Genomic DNA, 16,421 nt, shown 5'->3' on the forward strand with positions numbered 1-16,421 from the left:
GGAGCTGACATTATCGTGGATTTTGATGTTTATTTCACCCTTTGCGAGCAAGAACATTATTATTTAATAAAACTGTGGTTATTATATGTCCTTAACGCTTGGTCAAAACGTGCAAAGGAAAGGTTGATGTTTAAAGTAATCAAACGCTTGTTATTATTAATTGTGATTTTAGGGCTGGCAAGTACCGCCGTTGTTTATGGTGTGCTTAGTTTAAGTTTACCTGCCCTTGATGGAAACGGACGTAGTAACGCGGTAGTAGAGCCCGTAAAAATTTCGCGCGATGCACTAGGGCAAGCAGTGATAAATGCAAATAGCCGAAACGACGTTGCCTATGGTTTAGGTTATGCGCATGGGCAAGACCGATTTTTTCAAATGGATTTACTAAGACGTAATGCCGCAGGCGAGCTAAGTGAATTATTTGGCGAAGCCGCGTTGGGGCTCGATAAAAAGATGCGTTTTCATCAATTGCGTAAACGCAGCCAAATTATTTTACAAACGCTGCCTGATGCAGATAAGCAATTACTTAAAAGTTACGCTCAAGGTGTAAACGAAGGTTTAGCGCAAGTAGGGTATTCAAGCTTTGAATATTTACTAACCGGTGCAACACAAAAGCCATGGCAAAGCGAAGACAGCCTACTTGTGATATTTAGCATGTACCTTGATTTACAAAGCGCGACATTTGAACGTGACCAAGCACTCATTCAAATTGAGCAAGCGTATGGTAAGCAAATGGTTGATTTTTTAACGCAACCAAGTAAGTACCAAGCCGCACTTGATGGCAGTAAATTAACGCCTTATAACGCCGGTATACCTACTTTGCCCACTCAAACAGAGCATACAGTTAAAAGTATTGAAGCCAACCAAGAGCGCGGCAGTAATAACTGGGCAGTTACAGGAACGTTGACTAAAACAGGCGCTGGAATGGTGTCTGATGATATGCATTTATCGATGGCAGTGCCTGTAATTTGGTACAGGGCTCAGCTAAATTATATACAAAATGGAAAACCCGCTCAGGTAACCGGTGTATCGCTGCCCGGAGCGCCGGCAATTGTTGTTGGCACTAACAACAATGTTGCATGGGGATTTACTAATGGTTATTTAGATACAGCCGATTGGATTGCATTAAACGATGATAGTAAAACATGGCAAGTAGATGAACCTATTGCATTACCCGATGGGGAGATCGAAAACTATTCATTAATACTCAGCGAATATGGCCCTGTAAAATATATTAACGAAAAACCTTATGCATTGAGCTGGGCTGCACATCAGCCTTACGCCGTTAATATGCAACTATTAAAGTTAGAACAAGCCAAAACAGTAGATGATGCACTTGCTGTAGCAAGCGATGTAGGAATACCTGTGCAAAACCTAATGGTGGTAGATAGCCAAGGTAGTGCAGCGTGGAAAAATATGGGCGGTATACCGGCTCGTAAAACGCCAAGTGAGCTCGGTGTAAATGCCGGTGACTACTCAGCGCTTTGGCAGCAAACCGAATTAGAACGCCCCTTTATTAAAAACCCACAAAACGGTCGATTATGGACTGGTAATTCTCGCGTGGTATCGGCTGAAGATAACGCCCGCTTTGGCAATGGTGGCTATGCACTCGGTGCACGTTCGAGCCAAATCCGCGATAGATTATTTGAAAAACAAACATTTGCAGAGAGCGACTTTTACGCACTACAGCTCGATAACCAAGCTCGCTTTTTAATGCCTTGGCATGCTTTGCTATTAAAGCAATTAAAAACAGATCAAACCAAAAATCAGCAGTATATAACAGCGCTCGAAAATTGGCAGCAATGTGCGTGTTCAACCTCCATAGGGTATACCTTAGTTAAGCGCTACCGCGATGAAGTGATTAATATTTTATTTAGTAATATTGAAAGCCAATTAAATAAACAGCAAGGCACACTTAAATACGTAAAACGAGATTTAGAGCCTGCAGTTTGGCAGCTTATTAATAACAAACCCGATACGTGGATAAACCCGCAATTTAAAAGCTGGGATGCACAATTACACGGTGCATTTAACCAAACTATCACTAAGCTTACTGAGCAATTTGGTAATAATGTACAAAGCTGGCAGTGGGGCAAGGTCAATGAGTTAGTGATAGAGCATCCGTTTGCAAAGCAAATGCCGTTACTTGCTAAGTTATTAAATATGCCCACAGCAGCGGGTTTTGGTGATAGCTACATGCCCGCCGTACAAGGGCGTAGTTTTGGCGCATCGCAGCGCTTTATTGCTCAACCAGGTCATTTAGAACGTGCAATTATGGCTATTCCGGGTGGGCAATCGGGGCATCCGTTATCTGAATTTTATAGAGCGGGTTTTAGTGACTATGTAGAGGGCAAACATACGCCTTTATTACCTCAAGAATTAATACATCAAATAGTAATAGAGCCTACGCGATGAACTAAAGTATAGCTAAACACGTTCTATATAATCACTAATAAAACAACAGAGAACAAAAATGAAAAAAATACTACCCGCATTAATAACAGGTTTATTACTAAGCACTACAGCGCAAGCCGATGATGGCCCCGTCACAGCACAAAAACTAAGTGAGCATGTATACGTACTATTTGGGCAAGGCGGTAATATTGCAGCAAGTGTAGGCGATGATGGCATTTATATTATTGATGATCAGTTTGCCAAGTTATCAGATGATATAAAAAAAACGATTAGCGATTTAAAACCAGGCAGCGCAGAGTTTGTTATTAATACGCATCATCATGGCGATCACACCGGTGGCAACGAAAACTTTGCTAAAGCGGGTGCGCACGTTATAGCACACGACAATGTACACAAACGTTTAGAAGAGCAGCATGGAGAAGGGTCAGACTTTTTACCGCGTATTAGTTTTGGTCACGATTTAAAACTGCATTTTAATAACGAACACGCCCATGTGGTGCATTATGAACATGCACATACCGATGGCGATTCAGTTATCTTTTTCAGTAACGACAACATAGTGCACATGGGCGACATTTATTTTAATTTTGGCAGCTTACCGTTTGTTGATGTAGATAGCGGCGGCAGTGTTGATGGTATTTTAGCGGCAGTAGATGATGTAGTTAAACAAATTGACGACAACACTAAAGTAATACCAGGGCACGGTAAGGTAAGTGACCGTTCAGGACTAATAGCGTATGGTAAGTTAGTTCAAAGCGCGAAAGATGTGATGCTAAAAGCAATGCAAAATAATGCAAGCTTAGAGCAAGTACTTAAAGCCGATCCATTGGCAGAACTTGGTCTTGAATACGCAGGCTGGTTACCAAAAGAGAAAGTAACCACACTCTTTTACCGCAGCTTAAAGTAGTACATCTAAAGTAAAAAACATGATACAAAGCTGAGTGTATTCTTGATTTAATCGAGCGTATATTCGGCTTTTATTTTCTTATGCCTAAAGGAGTTGTGTATGTCGGCAGAAAAAACCCATCTTGAAATTTGTAACTTAACCAGAGAGCAATATCCGCAAATTAAAACCTTGATGGATCAAGCGTATCCCGACTTAGGTGGTGCGTGGCCAAGTCATACCATTTTTAGATTAATAGACCAATTTCCTGAAGGGCAAATAGGGATTGTAGATGACGGCGTGCTGGTGGGCTTAGCGCTGAGCGTACAAGTTGATTACACACGTTTTTCAAACCCGCATACATACGAAGATATTGCAGATGGTCACGACCGTGTATTTAGCGATACCGATGGCGATGCGCTATACGGCTTAGATGTTGCCATTAGCGAAACTCACAGAGGCATGCGCTTAGGTCGTCGCCTTTATGATGCCCGTAAAGAACTGTGCCGCCAATATAACCTACGCGCTATTTTAGCGGGTGGTCGTATTCCACGTTATTACAATCACAGTAGTGAAATGACGCCAATGGAATACATTGCAAAAGTAGATCAGAGAGAGCTGTACGATCCTATTTTAAGCTTTCAGCTATCTAACGATTTCCAGGTAAAGCGTTTACTTAAAAAGTACCTACCAGAGGATCAAGAGTCAGTTGGTTACGCCACTTTACTTGAGTGGAATAACATTATGTATGAACCAACCGACACGGTACTCGAGTCAACTAAATCAATTGTGCGCGTAGGTGCTGTGCAATGGCAAATGCGTTGTGTTGAATCGGTTGAAGAAATGCTAAAACAGGTTGAATACTTTGTAGATACCGTATCTGACTACAAAAGCGACTTTATACTATTCCCTGAATTTTTTAACGCGCCATTAATGGGCTTAGGAAATCAAAGCAATCAAACTGAAGCGATTCGTTATTTAGCGGAATATACCGAAACGTTTAAAAACGCGATGTCGCGTATGGCAATAGAATACAACGCCAATATTATTACCGGCTCTATGCCGCTTGCCGAAGACGATAAAATTTATAACGTAAGTTATTTATGCCACCGCAGCGGTAAAATAGACGAGCAACGTAAAATACATATTACCCCGCATGAGCAAAACGATTGGGTTATTCAAGGCGGCGACAAAATTGCTGTATTTGAAACCGATGCTGGGCGTGTAGGTATTCAAATTTGTTATGACGTAGAGTTTCCTGAGCTTTCACGCATATTAGCAAAACAAGGGTTAGATATTTTGTTCGTCCCATTTTGGACCGACACTAAAAATAGCTACTTACGTGTGCGCCATTGTGCACAAGCGCGTGCAATAGAAAACGAATGTTATGTGGTTATTGCAGGCTCGGTAGGTAACTTACCACAAGTAGAAAGCCTTGATGTGCAGTACTCACAATCGGCTGTATTAACGCCATCGGACTTTTCGTTCCCGCACGATGCAACACTTAACGAAGCCACACCTAATACAGAAATGCTGTTATTTAGTGACCTTGATATGGATAAGTTAAAAATTCTTCACAGCGAAGGCACAGTGCGTAACTTAAAAGATCGCCGCGAAGATTTATATGAAGTTATATTGAAAAAGAGAGATGTTTAATGGCGTGGATTTATTTGGTTATTGCCGGTTTACTTGAAATTGGCTGGCCGATAGGTTTAAAAATTTCGCAAAATTCAGATACTCGCTGGCAAGGCATAGCAATAGCGGTGGCATTTTTAGTCGCTAGTGGTTTTATGTTGTGGCTTGCTCAAAGGCAAATATCAATGGGCACCTCATACGCCGTGTGGACAGGTATTGGCGCTGCGGGTACGTTTTTAGTAGGTATATTGTTTTATAACGATGCAGCTACATTTGGTCGTATTGCGGGAGTACTGATGATTATTAGCGGTGTGATAACACTTAAAATAAGCTCTTAATTGGTAATTCGAATAAACGCTTAATTATGAATAGCGCAGGTATAAAAGCCTGCGCTTTTTTATGCTCTTAACTTGGCAACATGACCAAAAAAGCGGCAATGGCTATGAGTATTAAGCCTGCAGTATCTTGTTTTTTAAGTGGCTGTTTTAACCAAAGTACAGCAATTAGCATGGTAAAAAATACTTCAACCTGTCCAAGTGTTTTAACGTAAGCAACATGTTGTAAGCTCATGGCACTAAACCAGCCAATAGAGCCGATACAACTAAAAACACTAATTGCGGCTGTAGTGCCTTTGTATTGCCACAGTTTACTGAGTGTTTGCGGCTCTTTTAATAATAAATAGCTCAGTAGTATTAGTGTTTGTAAGCTAATTACAAACAGCAAAACCCAAGCGGCTGAGTGTGGAAATAATAATCCTGAGTTTAAGCTCGCTTCACGTACCCACAGTGATGTAAGTGCAAAGCAAGTACCACAAGAAAGTCCTAGTAATGCAGTTTTAGCATTAAAGTGTTTAACGCTTGTTATGCCGCTGAGTAGCAATACGGCAATAGCGCCAAAAAACACACCAAGCCAACCGAGTAAAGAAAGTGCCGAGCCAAAAAATAATACACCTAAAATAGCAGCCACTAACGCTTCGCTTTTGGCAAGACCAGCACCTACAGCGTAATTATTCATTTTAAATAACTTAACCATTAAACCAGTGGCAAGTATTTGTATAACACTTGCGCCTACAATAAATCCCCAAAAGGCATTATTAAACGTAGGCATGGCGGTATCTTGGTATTGATACAAACCATATAAATACACGGCAGCAATAGGACCTGCAATAATAAAGCGGGAGAGGGTTACGCCAGCAACACTCACATCGTTACTTAATTTACTTTGCAGGGCATTACGCCATGCTTGCATGAAGGCGGCTAAAAAAGTGAAAAATATCCAGGTCATGGTCGTCATCGTTAAAATGTAAGGCAGTAAAGTTAACAAGCTTTATGAAGTAAAGCGATTCATTAACCGTGATATTGAATATTCATCATCTGCGACATTATGTCGCACGGGTTTGGGGATAAATTTAGCTATAGTAAGCCTGATGTTATTGTTAGCCGCCAGCGTTTGTCATAAAACGTATCTGGCGGCTTTTTTATTGCGCTTATGCTAAATTATCCGAAACATCAAAAGGATAAATTATGACAACATTAGTTGTATGTGCATTACTTGCGGTATTAATGCCTTACTTTGCAAAAGTGCCGGTTGCTATAGCAATGGCAAAATTAGGTCGATACGACAATAAACACCCAAGGGCTCAACAAATAAAATTAACCGGCTTTGGTGCACGTGCGCTCGCTGCTCATCAAAACTGTTTTGAATCGCTTGCTGTTTTTGCTGTCGCTATTGCAGTTGTACTGGGCACTAACTCTGTAGGTGCAGTGACCGAAACGCTAGCGGTTACGCATATTGTGTCGCGTATTTTGTATTGCGTATTTTACTATATGAACCTAGATATAATTCGCTCATTAGTGTGGTTTATTGGTTTGGGTACAGCCATTGCCATGATTGTGGTGAGTTTGTAGGTTTATACTTTAAAACCACAAAGCAAGCAGCCTAAAAGGGCGCTTGCTTTGTAGTCTTGAACAACTCGTGGCGTTAATGCGATACTTTAATTCGCTCAATTAAATCGGTAGGTGCCACTTCACTATTAATCGCAAAATCTAGTTGTACAAGTACATCTTCAAAACCTGAATCTGATGCTTTATATTTCCATTTTGCTAGCGCCTCTTTCGCTGATTTATCAAAAACATCTTTAGGTTTAGATTGAATAACACTAATGTTTTTTGTTTTACCGTTTGCTGCAATATCGTATTTTAATACAACAGAGCCGCTGATCCCTTGTTGAGCTGCTTGTATTGGATAAGCAGGTTCAATGCGTATTGTTGGTGAAATATGTTCCTCTTGCGTTTTATTTACTTCTGGTTGCTTTGCAATTGCTAAGCCGCTTAGCATGCTTGCGGCTACAAGTAATAAGCCACCTTTAGCAAGCTTTGAACGCTCCCCGCTGTGTTTTATATTAATTAGTCGTTGTAACATGGTTTTTTTATCTCCGTAGTGTGAATAAGCCATAAGTCCTGTGGGCACATTTGCCGCGCAGTTTATTAAGGCTTTGCTATATAAAATATGTTGTTGAGTGGTTTTATCGGCTAATACCCGTTCATCACAAGTCAACTCTTGTAGTCGGCGCATGCTTGCGTAACAAAACCAAGCTAGTGGGTTAAACCACAGTAAAATAGTAGGCAGTAATATAAGTGCGTTTGTTAAGTTGTCTTTGCGTTTAATGTGTACGTTTTCGTGCTCTAAAATAAGCGCTAATGTGGCTTTATCAAACTGGGTATTATAGTTACTCGGTAACACCAGCTTGCTGTTTAAAATACCGACCACCATTGGCGTGGCTACATGTTGGCTGGTATAAGTTTTAACATCAGCGGTAAGAGTGCCTTCAAATTGTGTTAACTCAGTTAACTGCAGGCTTTTAACAAAGCGGGTATGCGTAATAAAGCTAGCTATTAATAACCCTGCGGTAATAAGTACATACATGAGCGCCCAGCTAATACCCATTTCATGTGTAAAAGGCTGGTTAGGGGTGATTAAGTAATGGCTAATATTACTATTTTGCAGTGGTTTAACCGCATTTGGTAAATTAGCAATCACCAATGCCGCAGGTAATAGCCATGCTAATTTATATACAAACCGCGAGCCAAGGGCTTTTAAACCAAATCGCTCGAGTAAAATAAATCCACAAAACAAAATGCTTAATAGTAATTGCTGCTCAATCAACCAATTAAAACCAGTTTGAATAACCATGTTAATCCCTTACTTTTGGTTTTTTTCCCAGTCATCTATAACTTTTTTAAGCTCGTTTATATCTTGCTGAGAAAGCTGCTCCGATTTAGCAAAACCACTTACAAGTGGCGCAATACGCCCACTAAAAAAGCGCTCAATAAAGTTTTGGCTTTCTTTTAAGGTGTAGTCGGCGCGCTCCATACACGGCATATAAATATACTGGCGACCGTCTTTTTCAAATGTTAGTGCGCCTTTTTTTACTAAACGACCAAGTAAGGTTTTAATGGTTTTTTCGTGCCATTGTTTATCGTCGCTTAAGCGCTCAATTATTTGGCTCGCGGTGGCGGGGTAGTTAATCCAAAGTGCGTCGAGCACGTCAAACTCTGCTTTTGATAACTCAATCATGCTATTGCCTACAACTGTAATCTTTAATTAAAGACTACATCTGTAATCTGTAATTGCAAGTTTATTTTTTAACTTTTTGAGATGTAGTTAAGTGACTTGGTATTAGATTTTTGAAATATCGTTTTTATTAATTTGTATATATTGGTTTTCAGGTAGGTTTAGTTTTGAAAGGGTGAGGTCACTAAATTGCACTCTAAATAAATCAATTACTTTGTAGCCGCAGTAATGCGCCATTTTACGTATTTGCCTGTTTAACCCTTGCTTTAAAACAATACTAAATTGATTGCTAGCTATTTTATTAACTTCGCAAGGCAGGGTTACGTGTTTATCAACCGGTACGCCTGCTGCCATTTTTTTACAAAAAGCATCGTCTAAAGGCTTATTTACGGTGACTAAATAATGTTTAGGCTGGTGGAAGTCAGGATGTATTAGTTGATTACAAAAATCCCCATCGTTGGTCAAAATAAGCAAACCGCGAGAGTCTTTATCTAATCGACCAATAGGGTAAACACGGGTGAGTGTGGGCAAATGGTGAATAAGGCTGGCTGGGTCATCAATATTTAATTTACAGTCAATACCTACTGGTTTGTGGTACGCAAAATAAACTAAATCGGCAGCACCTTTAATTTCTTTTTCGTTCACTATTACAGTGTCTTGCTCATCAACGTGATCAATGTGATTAGCTGGGCGATTATTTACAGTCACAACGCCTTCGTCAATTAAACGCGAGGCTTGTTTGCGAGAACAAATACCTGAATGGGCAATATATTTAGCTAGTCGGATTTTTGTACTCATAACGTATGATGTCAGCGGCCAATAAAAATTTGATCGCGATTATAGCAAAGCTGCGTATCTATGAGGTTACTTTTAAAAAAGGTGGTTGTTATGGGTATGAAATTCTCAGAATTAAAAAAACATGAGCCATTACAAAAGGTGGTTGCGCATTCTCTTGAAATGGCATTATACCAAGTCTCTGTAATTATAAATAATGTTGAATATTACGTGACAGAGGAAAATGGTGAGTTTATAAAAGCACTAAGCCCACTGCATATTCAAAAGCGTTTTGAAAAAATAGCCTATGCACAAATGATGCTACGCCATACAAGTGCTTACGATGAAATGTGCGGTCAACCCGAAAAAACAGCCAGTAATATGCTTGAAGTCCCATTTGGTAAAAATAACCTGTATTGATTGAGCTAGTTTGCTAGTATCAGCTCTTTAAGGGCGGCACATGTATCAATTAACAGCAGATAATACCGATGCGTTAAACGTAGCGCTTCGCGCGCAAATGGTTGAATTTAACGCCCAGCATTTTGATGCGCAAAGAGTGCCATTAGGCTATAAATTTACTGATGAGCAAGGCGAGCTTGTTGCCGGTATTAGTGGGTGTGTGTTTGGAAATTGGCTGATGATTAGTTGGCTTTGGTGTAGCGATAGTGCGCGAGGCCAAGGGCTTGCCGATAAACTGCTAACAGCACTTGAACAAGCCGCTATTGAACTAGGTGCAACAACTGCTCAACTTGATACGCTCGATTTTCAGGCAAAACCTTTTTATGAAAAGCGCGGTTATAGTGTTAAGTATCAGCTTAATAATTATCCGCGCTCTGGAACTCGTTACTTTATGGAAAAGCCACTTTAATATTTTTGCTGGCTATTTTACTTTTAGTGGCTCGCCTTCAAAGGTAATACCTAAAAAAGGTATTGCCTCTGGCGCTAACATAAAGGTGCGAATGTTCATGTGATCATCGCCTTTTGGGTTTTGCAGCACGTCTTGTCGGTAAAACTTACCAAAGCAATCTAAGGTATTTTGTTTACTTAAATCGTTTAGTTTAGCAAATGCAAAAATTTTACACGAGCCATTGTTCTCACTTGCAGAGCTTAGTAATCCATGATTATTAAAGCCGCACGCGGTAAACGTGTAATTTGCCTCTATAACAGCAATAGTATCTGTAAATTGAATGCTTTTTGGATTTTCTGCAAGGATTGCTAAGTAGTCATTTAATGTCATGTTTTATTCTTATGTTTTATAATTATTTAGCGCTTAACTCTAGCTCATCTGTCTGCTGATTTATATTAAATTTAAATCGCGATAAAAAGTTCATTCCTAGTAAACCTTGTCCGCGTGTGTTTTCAATGCTCAACACTTCAAAACCATAAATAATTTGCGAACCTACTTTAAACGACTCAATTTGATAACGTTTTACAACAATTTGACCGTTAGCCGTATTTACCGTTACATCACCTAAATATAAAGGTTGTGGCGAAATTTGCTCAATAACATTTGTCGGTAGCGAGGTCACGCTTGCGCCTGTATCAATCATTAATTCGGTGGATAGATTATTATTTATTTCGGTGTTTATTAAGTAATGCACGCCGTAAGGCGTTAAGGCAACGAAGTCGTCTTGCGATTGCGCTTTATTGATCATAGCTTGCAGTGTTTGCACTTGGCTTTTTAGATTGTGCTGGCTTGGCATTCGATCAAGGGTTGCTTGTGCGCTAATTAAATCGCCTTGCTGATAGTAGGCGTTCGCAAGCGGATATAAAAACGGTGCGTTATCGCTTTTATAATCAAGCCAAATTTGCGTTTGCTCAATAATAGCTTGCCAATTTTGTTGATCTGTTAATGTGCGTAGCTTGTTTTGAATGAGCGTATTTAAACGTGTATTTACGTTACTTTGCTGATCAGCAGGCAGTAATGAATTCAGCTCAAATAAAGCAATAATGGCATTTTGTGTTTGCTCGCTATTTATTAAATACTCAATCTGTAAGTTAAGTAATTCTACGTTATAAGGGCTGTTATTTAATAGCGCATTGAGAGATGATTCGCTAAGTAATAAATTGCTATTTAGCCATATTTTAAGCTGCACTAGCCACGATGAATAAAGTTTTTTTGCACTTTCTGGGTTGCTGTTTTTGAGTTGTTGATAGCTACTAAGTGCGGCTTCAAATTGGTGTTGTTTAAATTGCTGCTTTGCCGTATTTAGTAACGTATCTTGCTGTTTAGGCGATATGCTTTGCTGGGCACTTTGCGTTTTTTGTGGTGTAGTTAACGCAGGCTGCGGCCATAATAAATAAGCGTTAAGGCTAAGCGAGCCAATTAATAGCAAGGTGATTAGCTTGGTATAGTGGCTCATTGTGACCTCTTATTTTTAAACGAGTAGGTTATTTAATAAAGTGCGTTAAAGCATGGATGTTGACTATTTCAATATCAGCCAGCCCTTTATAAGCATAATTGGCGCCTTGATCGTTTAACCATACCGATTGGCAACCGGCATTATTTGCGCCTTGTACATCGGTATCTAGGCTATCGCCAATGTGTAAAATATCGCTTTTAGCAACGTTTAAATGTGTGGCTGCTTTATCAAACAAGGTACTGTGAGGTTTTGCTTTACCGTGCATACCCGCTTGCAGGACGAGTTCAAATTTATCGTGTAAGTTAAAGCGTTCAATTTCAACGTTACCGTTAGTAATTGCAACAAGCGTAAAGTGTTTGGCTAGGTTATCTAGTAAGTTAAGTACGTCATCGCTTACCACTATGTTGCTGCGCGCATCGGCAAAGGCGTTATAGGCGGCATTTGCATGGCGCTCTACTTCATCTGCGGTAAACCCAAGTTTAGAAAGCGCTAAACGTAGGGTGTGTTTGCGCCATTTAGTTACATCATCCGCGAGATCTGGGTTTTGTATTACGGCAAGTTCGCGACATAGTTGCCAGTACTTTTGCCCTTGCTCTTGATAGCCAGGTAGTGCGTTTAAATAATTTTGTTGGGCTTTAACGGCTGCTTTTATAATAGGGTGATTGCTGTATAGCGTGTCGTCTAAATCAAAGCTCATGACAGAAAATGGCTTAATAGCACGATTAAATCGAATCATATTTATTTTCCTAATCAGTTCGTTTTTTTGCGCGAGGGTGAGTGTTGTCGTACACCTTGGCTAAATGTTGAAAATCTAAATGCGTATACACTTGTGTAGCCGACAAACTGCTGTGCCCTAGTAATTCTTGCACGGCGCGTAAATCACCAGACGATTCTAAAATATGTGACGCAAACGAGTGGCGCAGCTTATGCGGGTGAACCTGCGAGCTAATACCTTGTTTTATTCCCCACTCTTGCATGCGTAGGCGCACTTGGCGAATCGAAATACGGTTTTTTTGGCTACTTAAAAATACTGCTATTTCATCGGGCTTTGCAAACTGAGGGCGTATTGTGAGCCATTTTTTTAATGCGTCTAACGCTTTTTTGCCCACCGGAATTAATCGCTCTTTATTACCTTTACCACGCACTAAAATTTCACCATTGGCAGCGCTAATATCTTGCATGTTAGCGCCAACTAACTCGCTTATACGCAGCCCTGATGAATACATTAACTCCATCATTGCTTTATCTCTAATTGCGAGAGGTTCGTCGTCAGGTATTTCGAGCAAGCGTGCCATTTGATCCACATCGAGATTTTTAGGTAGGGGCTTTGCAAACTTAGGGCCTTTTATACCTATAGCCGGATTATGGTAATGCGATTGCTCGGCAATGTTTTTTGCTTTTAAAAACTTATACAAACTACGAATGCAGCTGAGCTTTAAACTAATAGTACGGCCACTTAATTGTTTTGATCGCAGTGCCATGCTGTAGCGGCGAATATGCTCGCCTTGTACGCCAAACCAGTCGTCACATAATTTGCTAAAATAAAGGGCTGCAAAGCCAAGTTGGCTTACGTATTGATTAACTGTGTGCGCTGAATATTGTTTTTCAAACTTTAAATAATCGCTAAATAGCGTTATGGGTGTACGCCAATTATCGCTTAACTGGGTAATATTAGGCGCATCGTCACTCATGCTAGTTTTTGTAACCGCAGGTGTAATGCGTTTATAAAGTCGAGTACAAACAGATTATCTTGAGCGGGCTCAAAATGGTTTACGTTATTGCTACCAAACGCCAAAATAGCGATAGGGTGCTTGGTGTCGCCAATTAAATAAATAGCGACGGATTGTGTATCTTCACTAAATAATAATTCGCGCTCTTGCTGATTAATACGCCCTAAATAATGCCCAGAATGGGTAAGGCGATGTGAAATAAGTTCGTCGTATTTGGGATTATATTTTACTAATTTGCAGTCGTTAACATCTTCACTTGAGCAAATTATATTGCGTAGATTATTTGCAAGAGTATCAAAATCGTCATGATTCCAAAGTTGGCGATGGCACTGGCTAAACAAACGATATACAAGCTCGTTTTGCGTTGCATGCTTGCTCATAGCGTCTATTTGGCTTTTTAAAAGCGTGTTGTGCTCGCGTAATTGGCGTTGCTGAATATGTACCAGCGACGTTGCACCTTGAGCTTGCTGTTGCAGCTCAAGTTGTGCGAGTAGCTCCGGGTGTTGAACCAAAAAATCAGGATGTTGATGTAAGTAATCAATAACCTGTTCTTTACTTAGCTCGCTCATAGCGCTACTTGCCCGTCGAACACATGCTCTGCGGGGCCAGTCATGCGTACTGGGTGACCTTCGCCACTCCAACGTACTTGTAAGCTACCGCCTGGTAAATCTACTTGAACGGTTGTTGATAACTTATTTTGCATATGACCAATCACCATTGCTGCACACGCACCTGTGCCACAGGCTAGGGTTTCGTTAACGCCGCGCTCCCACACTCTTAATTTAATGTGTTCATGCGATACAACTTGCATAAAGCCAATGTTCGCTTTTTGCGGAAAACGTTCGTGGTTTTCAAGTAATGGACCCAATATATCAACTTGCGCGGTGGTTACGTCGTCAACTTCTAGCACGCAATGCGGGTTACCCATAGATACCGCGCCACTAAATACAGTGTGTTCTTCGGTTCTAATAATATAAGTAAGCTCACGCTTGCTCGCTTTTAAAGGGATTTTACTTGGCTCAAAATTTGGATGACCCATGTTAACCGTTACTTGACCGTCTTTTTCTATGTAGAGCGTTAAGTTGCCCGACTTGGTCGACACAGTAATTTTATGCTTGTTAGTAAGGCCCTTCATACGTACAAAGCGGGCAAAACAGCGTGCGCCGTTACCGCATTGTTCTACTTCGGTACCATCGGCATTAAATATTCGATAATGAAAGTCGAGATCAGGAGAGTATGGCGCTTCAACCATTAGCAATTGGTCAAAGCCAATGCCAAAATGGCGATCTGCCAGTTTTTTGATTTGATCTCGCGACAAAAAAACATTTTGTGTAATGTTATCAATCACAACAAAGTCGTTGCCTAAGCCGTGCATTTTGGAAAAATTAACTAACATAGCGCTCTAATTCGGTTTTGCTCTGTGCTAATCATGCCACAGAGCAGCTAGTAGACAAAAACGTTTATGGTAAAACTTTCTCACCTTGATAAAGGCTTTCAATAGTTTCGCGTTCACGAATAAGATGGTGCTGCTGACCATCTACCATTATTTCTGCAACACGCGGGCGCGAGTTGTAGTTTGAACTCATGGTAAAGCCATATGCACCAGCACTTCGTTGTGCGAGTAAGTCGCCTTGTTTAAGCGCTAGTTCACGATCTTTTCCTAAAAAGTCGCCGGTTTCGCACACCGGGCCCACAATATCAAAGTTGTGAGTCGGTGTTTCGTCGTCGCGAACTGATACCGGAATGATTTTTTGCCACGCTTGATAAAGCGCAGGGCGAAGCATGTCGTTCATACCTGCATCTACAATGGCAAAAAATTTGTCTTGGTTTTGTTTAATAAATTCAACTTGAGTAACTAAAACACCTGCGTTAGCTGCAATAGCGCGCCCTGGTTCAAAAATTAGTTCAAGGTGTTTATAGTTAGCTAAGCGCTCGGTAACTTGCGCTGCATATTCACTTGGGTGCGGTGGTTGCTCGTTGTTATATGGTACGCCTAAACCACCACCAATATCTAAGTGAGTTAGCTCAATACCATTAGTTTTTAGCTCATCAATAAGCGCCATTAATTTATCAAGGGCTTCTAAAAATGGTCTTACTTCAGTTAATTGAGAGCCAATATGGCAATCAACACCAATAATTTTTAAGCCCGGTAAAGCAGCGGCTTGTTGATAAACGCTTACAGCCGTTTGAATATCAATACCAAATTTATTTTCTTTTAAACCAGTAGAAATATACGGATGTGTTTTTGCATCTATGTCTGGGTTTACGCGAATAGAGATAGGTGCTTCTAGGTTAAGCTCGCAAGCCACTTCAGAAATACGCTCAAGCTCAGAGGCCGACTCTACATTAAAACATTTAATCCCCAATTTTAATGCGTAAGCTATTTCGTCGGCTGTTTTAGCCACGCCCGAAAAAACCACTTTAGAAGCATCGCCTCCCGCTTTAATTACACGTGCAAGTTCGCCTTTGGATACAATATCGAAACCAGATCCTAGGCGCGCTAATATATTAAGCACGGCAATATTTGAGTTTGCTTTTACTGCGTAGCATACCAAGCTTTTATGATTTTTAGTGGCGTTAGCAAACGCTAAGTAATGGCGCTCAAATGTAGCACGCGAGTACACATAACACGGCGTACCGTATTGCTGCGCTATGCTTGCCACACTGACGTCTTCGGCAAATAATTGGTTGTTTTTGTAGTTAAAATAATCCATTTATTGCTCCTGACTTTGCAATGTTTTGGCTTGTTCAGCAGTAGTGACTGGCTGAGCTGTATTTTGAGGTTGGTTTTGCTCTGTTTGTTGCTCTGGTAAATATAACGGACCGCTTTGTCCGCAGCCAGCTAAGGCGCTTAACAGTACAGTGCTTATTAATAGTTTTTTTAATTGTAAGGTATGTGTCGCTTTCATTAGATTAATACGGTTGCTGGCTTTATAATCGCAGAGTAACAGAATATCTAAAAAATGCAGCTATTCGCGGATGATTTTATTCCTGTTACACTAGCTGCACATTTTTAAAGCTAATTCAAAGCTAAAACGTACCCAATATTAG

The 16,421-nt window shown here is 40.5% G+C and carries 19 protein-coding genes; 7 read left to right on the forward strand and 12 right to left on the reverse strand.

The annotated features are described in order from the left end of the window. The first annotated feature begins 126 nt into the window (after nt 1-126). The 4 genes from CXF64_RS17785 (at nt 127) to CXF64_RS17800 (ending at nt 5,268) form a co-directional block, all read left to right on the forward strand. Nucleotides 127-2,412 carry a penicillin acylase family protein gene (locus CXF64_RS17785; RefSeq protein WP_101217667.1) on the forward strand — a complete coding sequence of 762 codons (2,286 nt, stop codon included), beginning with the start codon at nt 127-129 and terminating at the stop codon, nt 2,410-2,412. Nucleotides 2,413-2,470: 58 nt separating this feature from the next. Next, nucleotides 2,471-3,319 carry an MBL fold metallo-hydrolase gene (locus CXF64_RS17790; RefSeq protein WP_101217668.1) on the forward strand — a complete coding sequence of 283 codons (849 nt, stop codon included), beginning with the start codon at nt 2,471-2,473 and terminating at the stop codon, nt 3,317-3,319. A gap of 99 nt (nt 3,320-3,418) precedes the next feature. After that, nucleotides 3,419-4,951, forward strand: a complete 1,533-nt coding sequence (locus CXF64_RS17795) for a bifunctional GNAT family N-acetyltransferase/carbon-nitrogen hydrolase family protein (protein WP_010554553.1) — start codon at nt 3,419-3,421, stop codon at nt 4,949-4,951. Then, nucleotides 4,951-5,268 (forward strand): DMT family transporter, encoded by a 318-nt coding sequence (locus CXF64_RS17800; RefSeq protein ID WP_007580521.1) that lies wholly within the window; start codon nt 4,951-4,953, stop codon nt 5,266-5,268. The genes CXF64_RS17795 and CXF64_RS17800 overlap by 1 nt, the downstream gene beginning before the upstream one ends. A gap of 67 nt (nt 5,269-5,335) precedes the next feature. Here the strand turns inward: CXF64_RS17800 and CXF64_RS17805 are convergent, their stop codons facing one another. Further along, nucleotides 5,336-6,214: a DMT family transporter gene (locus CXF64_RS17805; protein ID WP_198551150.1), complete on the reverse strand. Its 879-nt coding sequence runs from the start codon at nt 6,212-6,214 to the stop codon at nt 5,336-5,338. 239 nt (nt 6,215-6,453) lie between these two features. Between CXF64_RS17805 and CXF64_RS17810 the strand changes: the two genes are divergently transcribed. Next, nucleotides 6,454-6,837 (forward strand): MAPEG family protein, encoded by a 384-nt coding sequence (locus tag CXF64_RS17810; protein WP_101163821.1) that lies wholly within the window; start codon nt 6,454-6,456, stop codon nt 6,835-6,837. 73 nt (nt 6,838-6,910) lie between these two features. On the opposite strand, the gene CXF64_RS17815 is transcribed toward CXF64_RS17810, so the two are convergent. From CXF64_RS17815 to CXF64_RS17825, 3 genes are all read right to left on the reverse strand, one after another. After that, nucleotides 6,911-8,122 carry a M56 family metallopeptidase gene (locus CXF64_RS17815; protein ID WP_101217670.1) on the reverse strand — a complete coding sequence of 404 codons (1,212 nt, stop codon included), beginning with the start codon at nt 8,120-8,122 and terminating at the stop codon, nt 6,911-6,913. A 9-nt stretch (nt 8,123-8,131) separates the two neighbouring features. After that, nucleotides 8,132-8,506: a BlaI/MecI/CopY family transcriptional regulator gene (locus CXF64_RS17820; RefSeq protein WP_101217671.1), complete on the reverse strand. Its 375-nt coding sequence runs from the start codon at nt 8,504-8,506 to the stop codon at nt 8,132-8,134. Between the two features lie 102 nt (nt 8,507-8,608). Then, a complete protein-coding gene (locus tag CXF64_RS17825) occupies nt 8,609-9,301 on the reverse strand; it encodes a pseudouridine synthase (protein ID WP_101217672.1) in 693 nt (230 codons plus the stop codon). 90 nt (nt 9,302-9,391) lie between these two features. On the opposite strand from CXF64_RS17825, the gene CXF64_RS17830 reads away from it, so the two are divergent. Together CXF64_RS17830 and CXF64_RS17835 are read left to right on the forward strand one after the other, a co-directional pair. Continuing rightward, complete coding sequence (locus tag CXF64_RS17830; RefSeq protein WP_024607733.1) at nt 9,392-9,697, forward strand: DUF6482 family protein; 306 nt, start codon at nt 9,392-9,394, stop codon at nt 9,695-9,697. Nucleotides 9,698-9,737: 40 nt separating this feature from the next. Continuing rightward, complete coding sequence (locus CXF64_RS17835) at nt 9,738-10,145, forward strand: GNAT family N-acetyltransferase (RefSeq protein ID WP_024607734.1); 408 nt, start codon at nt 9,738-9,740, stop codon at nt 10,143-10,145. A 12-nt stretch (nt 10,146-10,157) separates the two neighbouring features. On the opposite strand, the gene CXF64_RS17840 is transcribed toward CXF64_RS17835, so the two are convergent. The 8 genes from CXF64_RS17840 to lptM form a co-directional block, all read right to left on the reverse strand. Beyond that, entirely contained in the window at nt 10,158-10,514 is a 357-nt protein-coding gene (locus tag CXF64_RS17840; RefSeq protein WP_024607735.1) for a HopJ type III effector protein, read from the reverse strand. Between the two features lie 22 nt (nt 10,515-10,536). Beyond that, complete coding sequence (locus tag CXF64_RS17845; RefSeq protein ID WP_024607736.1) at nt 10,537-11,640, reverse strand: retroviral-like aspartic protease family protein; 1,104 nt, start codon at nt 11,638-11,640, stop codon at nt 10,537-10,539. Nucleotides 11,641-11,668: 28 nt separating this feature from the next. Next, the gene (locus CXF64_RS17850) at nt 11,669-12,376 is read right to left on the reverse strand and encodes an HAD-IA family hydrolase (RefSeq protein WP_024607737.1); all 708 of its coding nucleotides are present in this window, start codon (nt 12,374-12,376) and stop codon (nt 11,669-11,671) included. 10 nt (nt 12,377-12,386) lie between these two features. Beyond that, nucleotides 12,387-13,331 carry a tyrosine recombinase XerC gene (locus tag CXF64_RS17855; RefSeq protein WP_024607738.1) on the reverse strand — a complete coding sequence of 315 codons (945 nt, stop codon included), beginning with the start codon at nt 13,329-13,331 and terminating at the stop codon, nt 12,387-12,389. Beyond that, the gene (locus CXF64_RS17860; protein ID WP_101217673.1) at nt 13,328-13,939 is read right to left on the reverse strand and encodes a DUF484 family protein; all 612 of its coding nucleotides are present in this window, start codon (nt 13,937-13,939) and stop codon (nt 13,328-13,330) included. Before CXF64_RS17860 ends, CXF64_RS17855 begins: the two co-directional genes overlap by 4 nt. Beyond that, on the reverse strand, nt 13,936-14,766 hold the full coding sequence (gene dapF / locus CXF64_RS17865; protein WP_007580548.1) for a diaminopimelate epimerase: 831 nt from the start codon (nt 14,764-14,766) through the stop codon (nt 13,936-13,938). The genes CXF64_RS17860 and dapF overlap by 4 nt, the downstream gene beginning before the upstream one ends. A gap of 64 nt (nt 14,767-14,830) precedes the next feature. Next, on the reverse strand, nt 14,831-16,084 hold the full coding sequence (lysA, locus tag CXF64_RS17870; protein ID WP_101217674.1) for a diaminopimelate decarboxylase: 1,254 nt from the start codon (nt 16,082-16,084) through the stop codon (nt 14,831-14,833). Continuing rightward, on the reverse strand, nt 16,085-16,279 hold the full coding sequence (gene lptM / locus CXF64_RS17875; RefSeq protein WP_076925567.1) for an LPS translocon maturation chaperone LptM: 195 nt from the start codon (nt 16,277-16,279) through the stop codon (nt 16,085-16,087). It lies immediately after the preceding gene. Between the last annotated feature and the right edge of the window lie 142 nt (nt 16,280-16,421).

The organism is Pseudoalteromonas sp. GutCa3 (genome assembly GCF_002836155.1).
GTDB lineage: Bacteria > Pseudomonadota > Gammaproteobacteria > Enterobacterales > Alteromonadaceae > Pseudoalteromonas > Pseudoalteromonas arctica.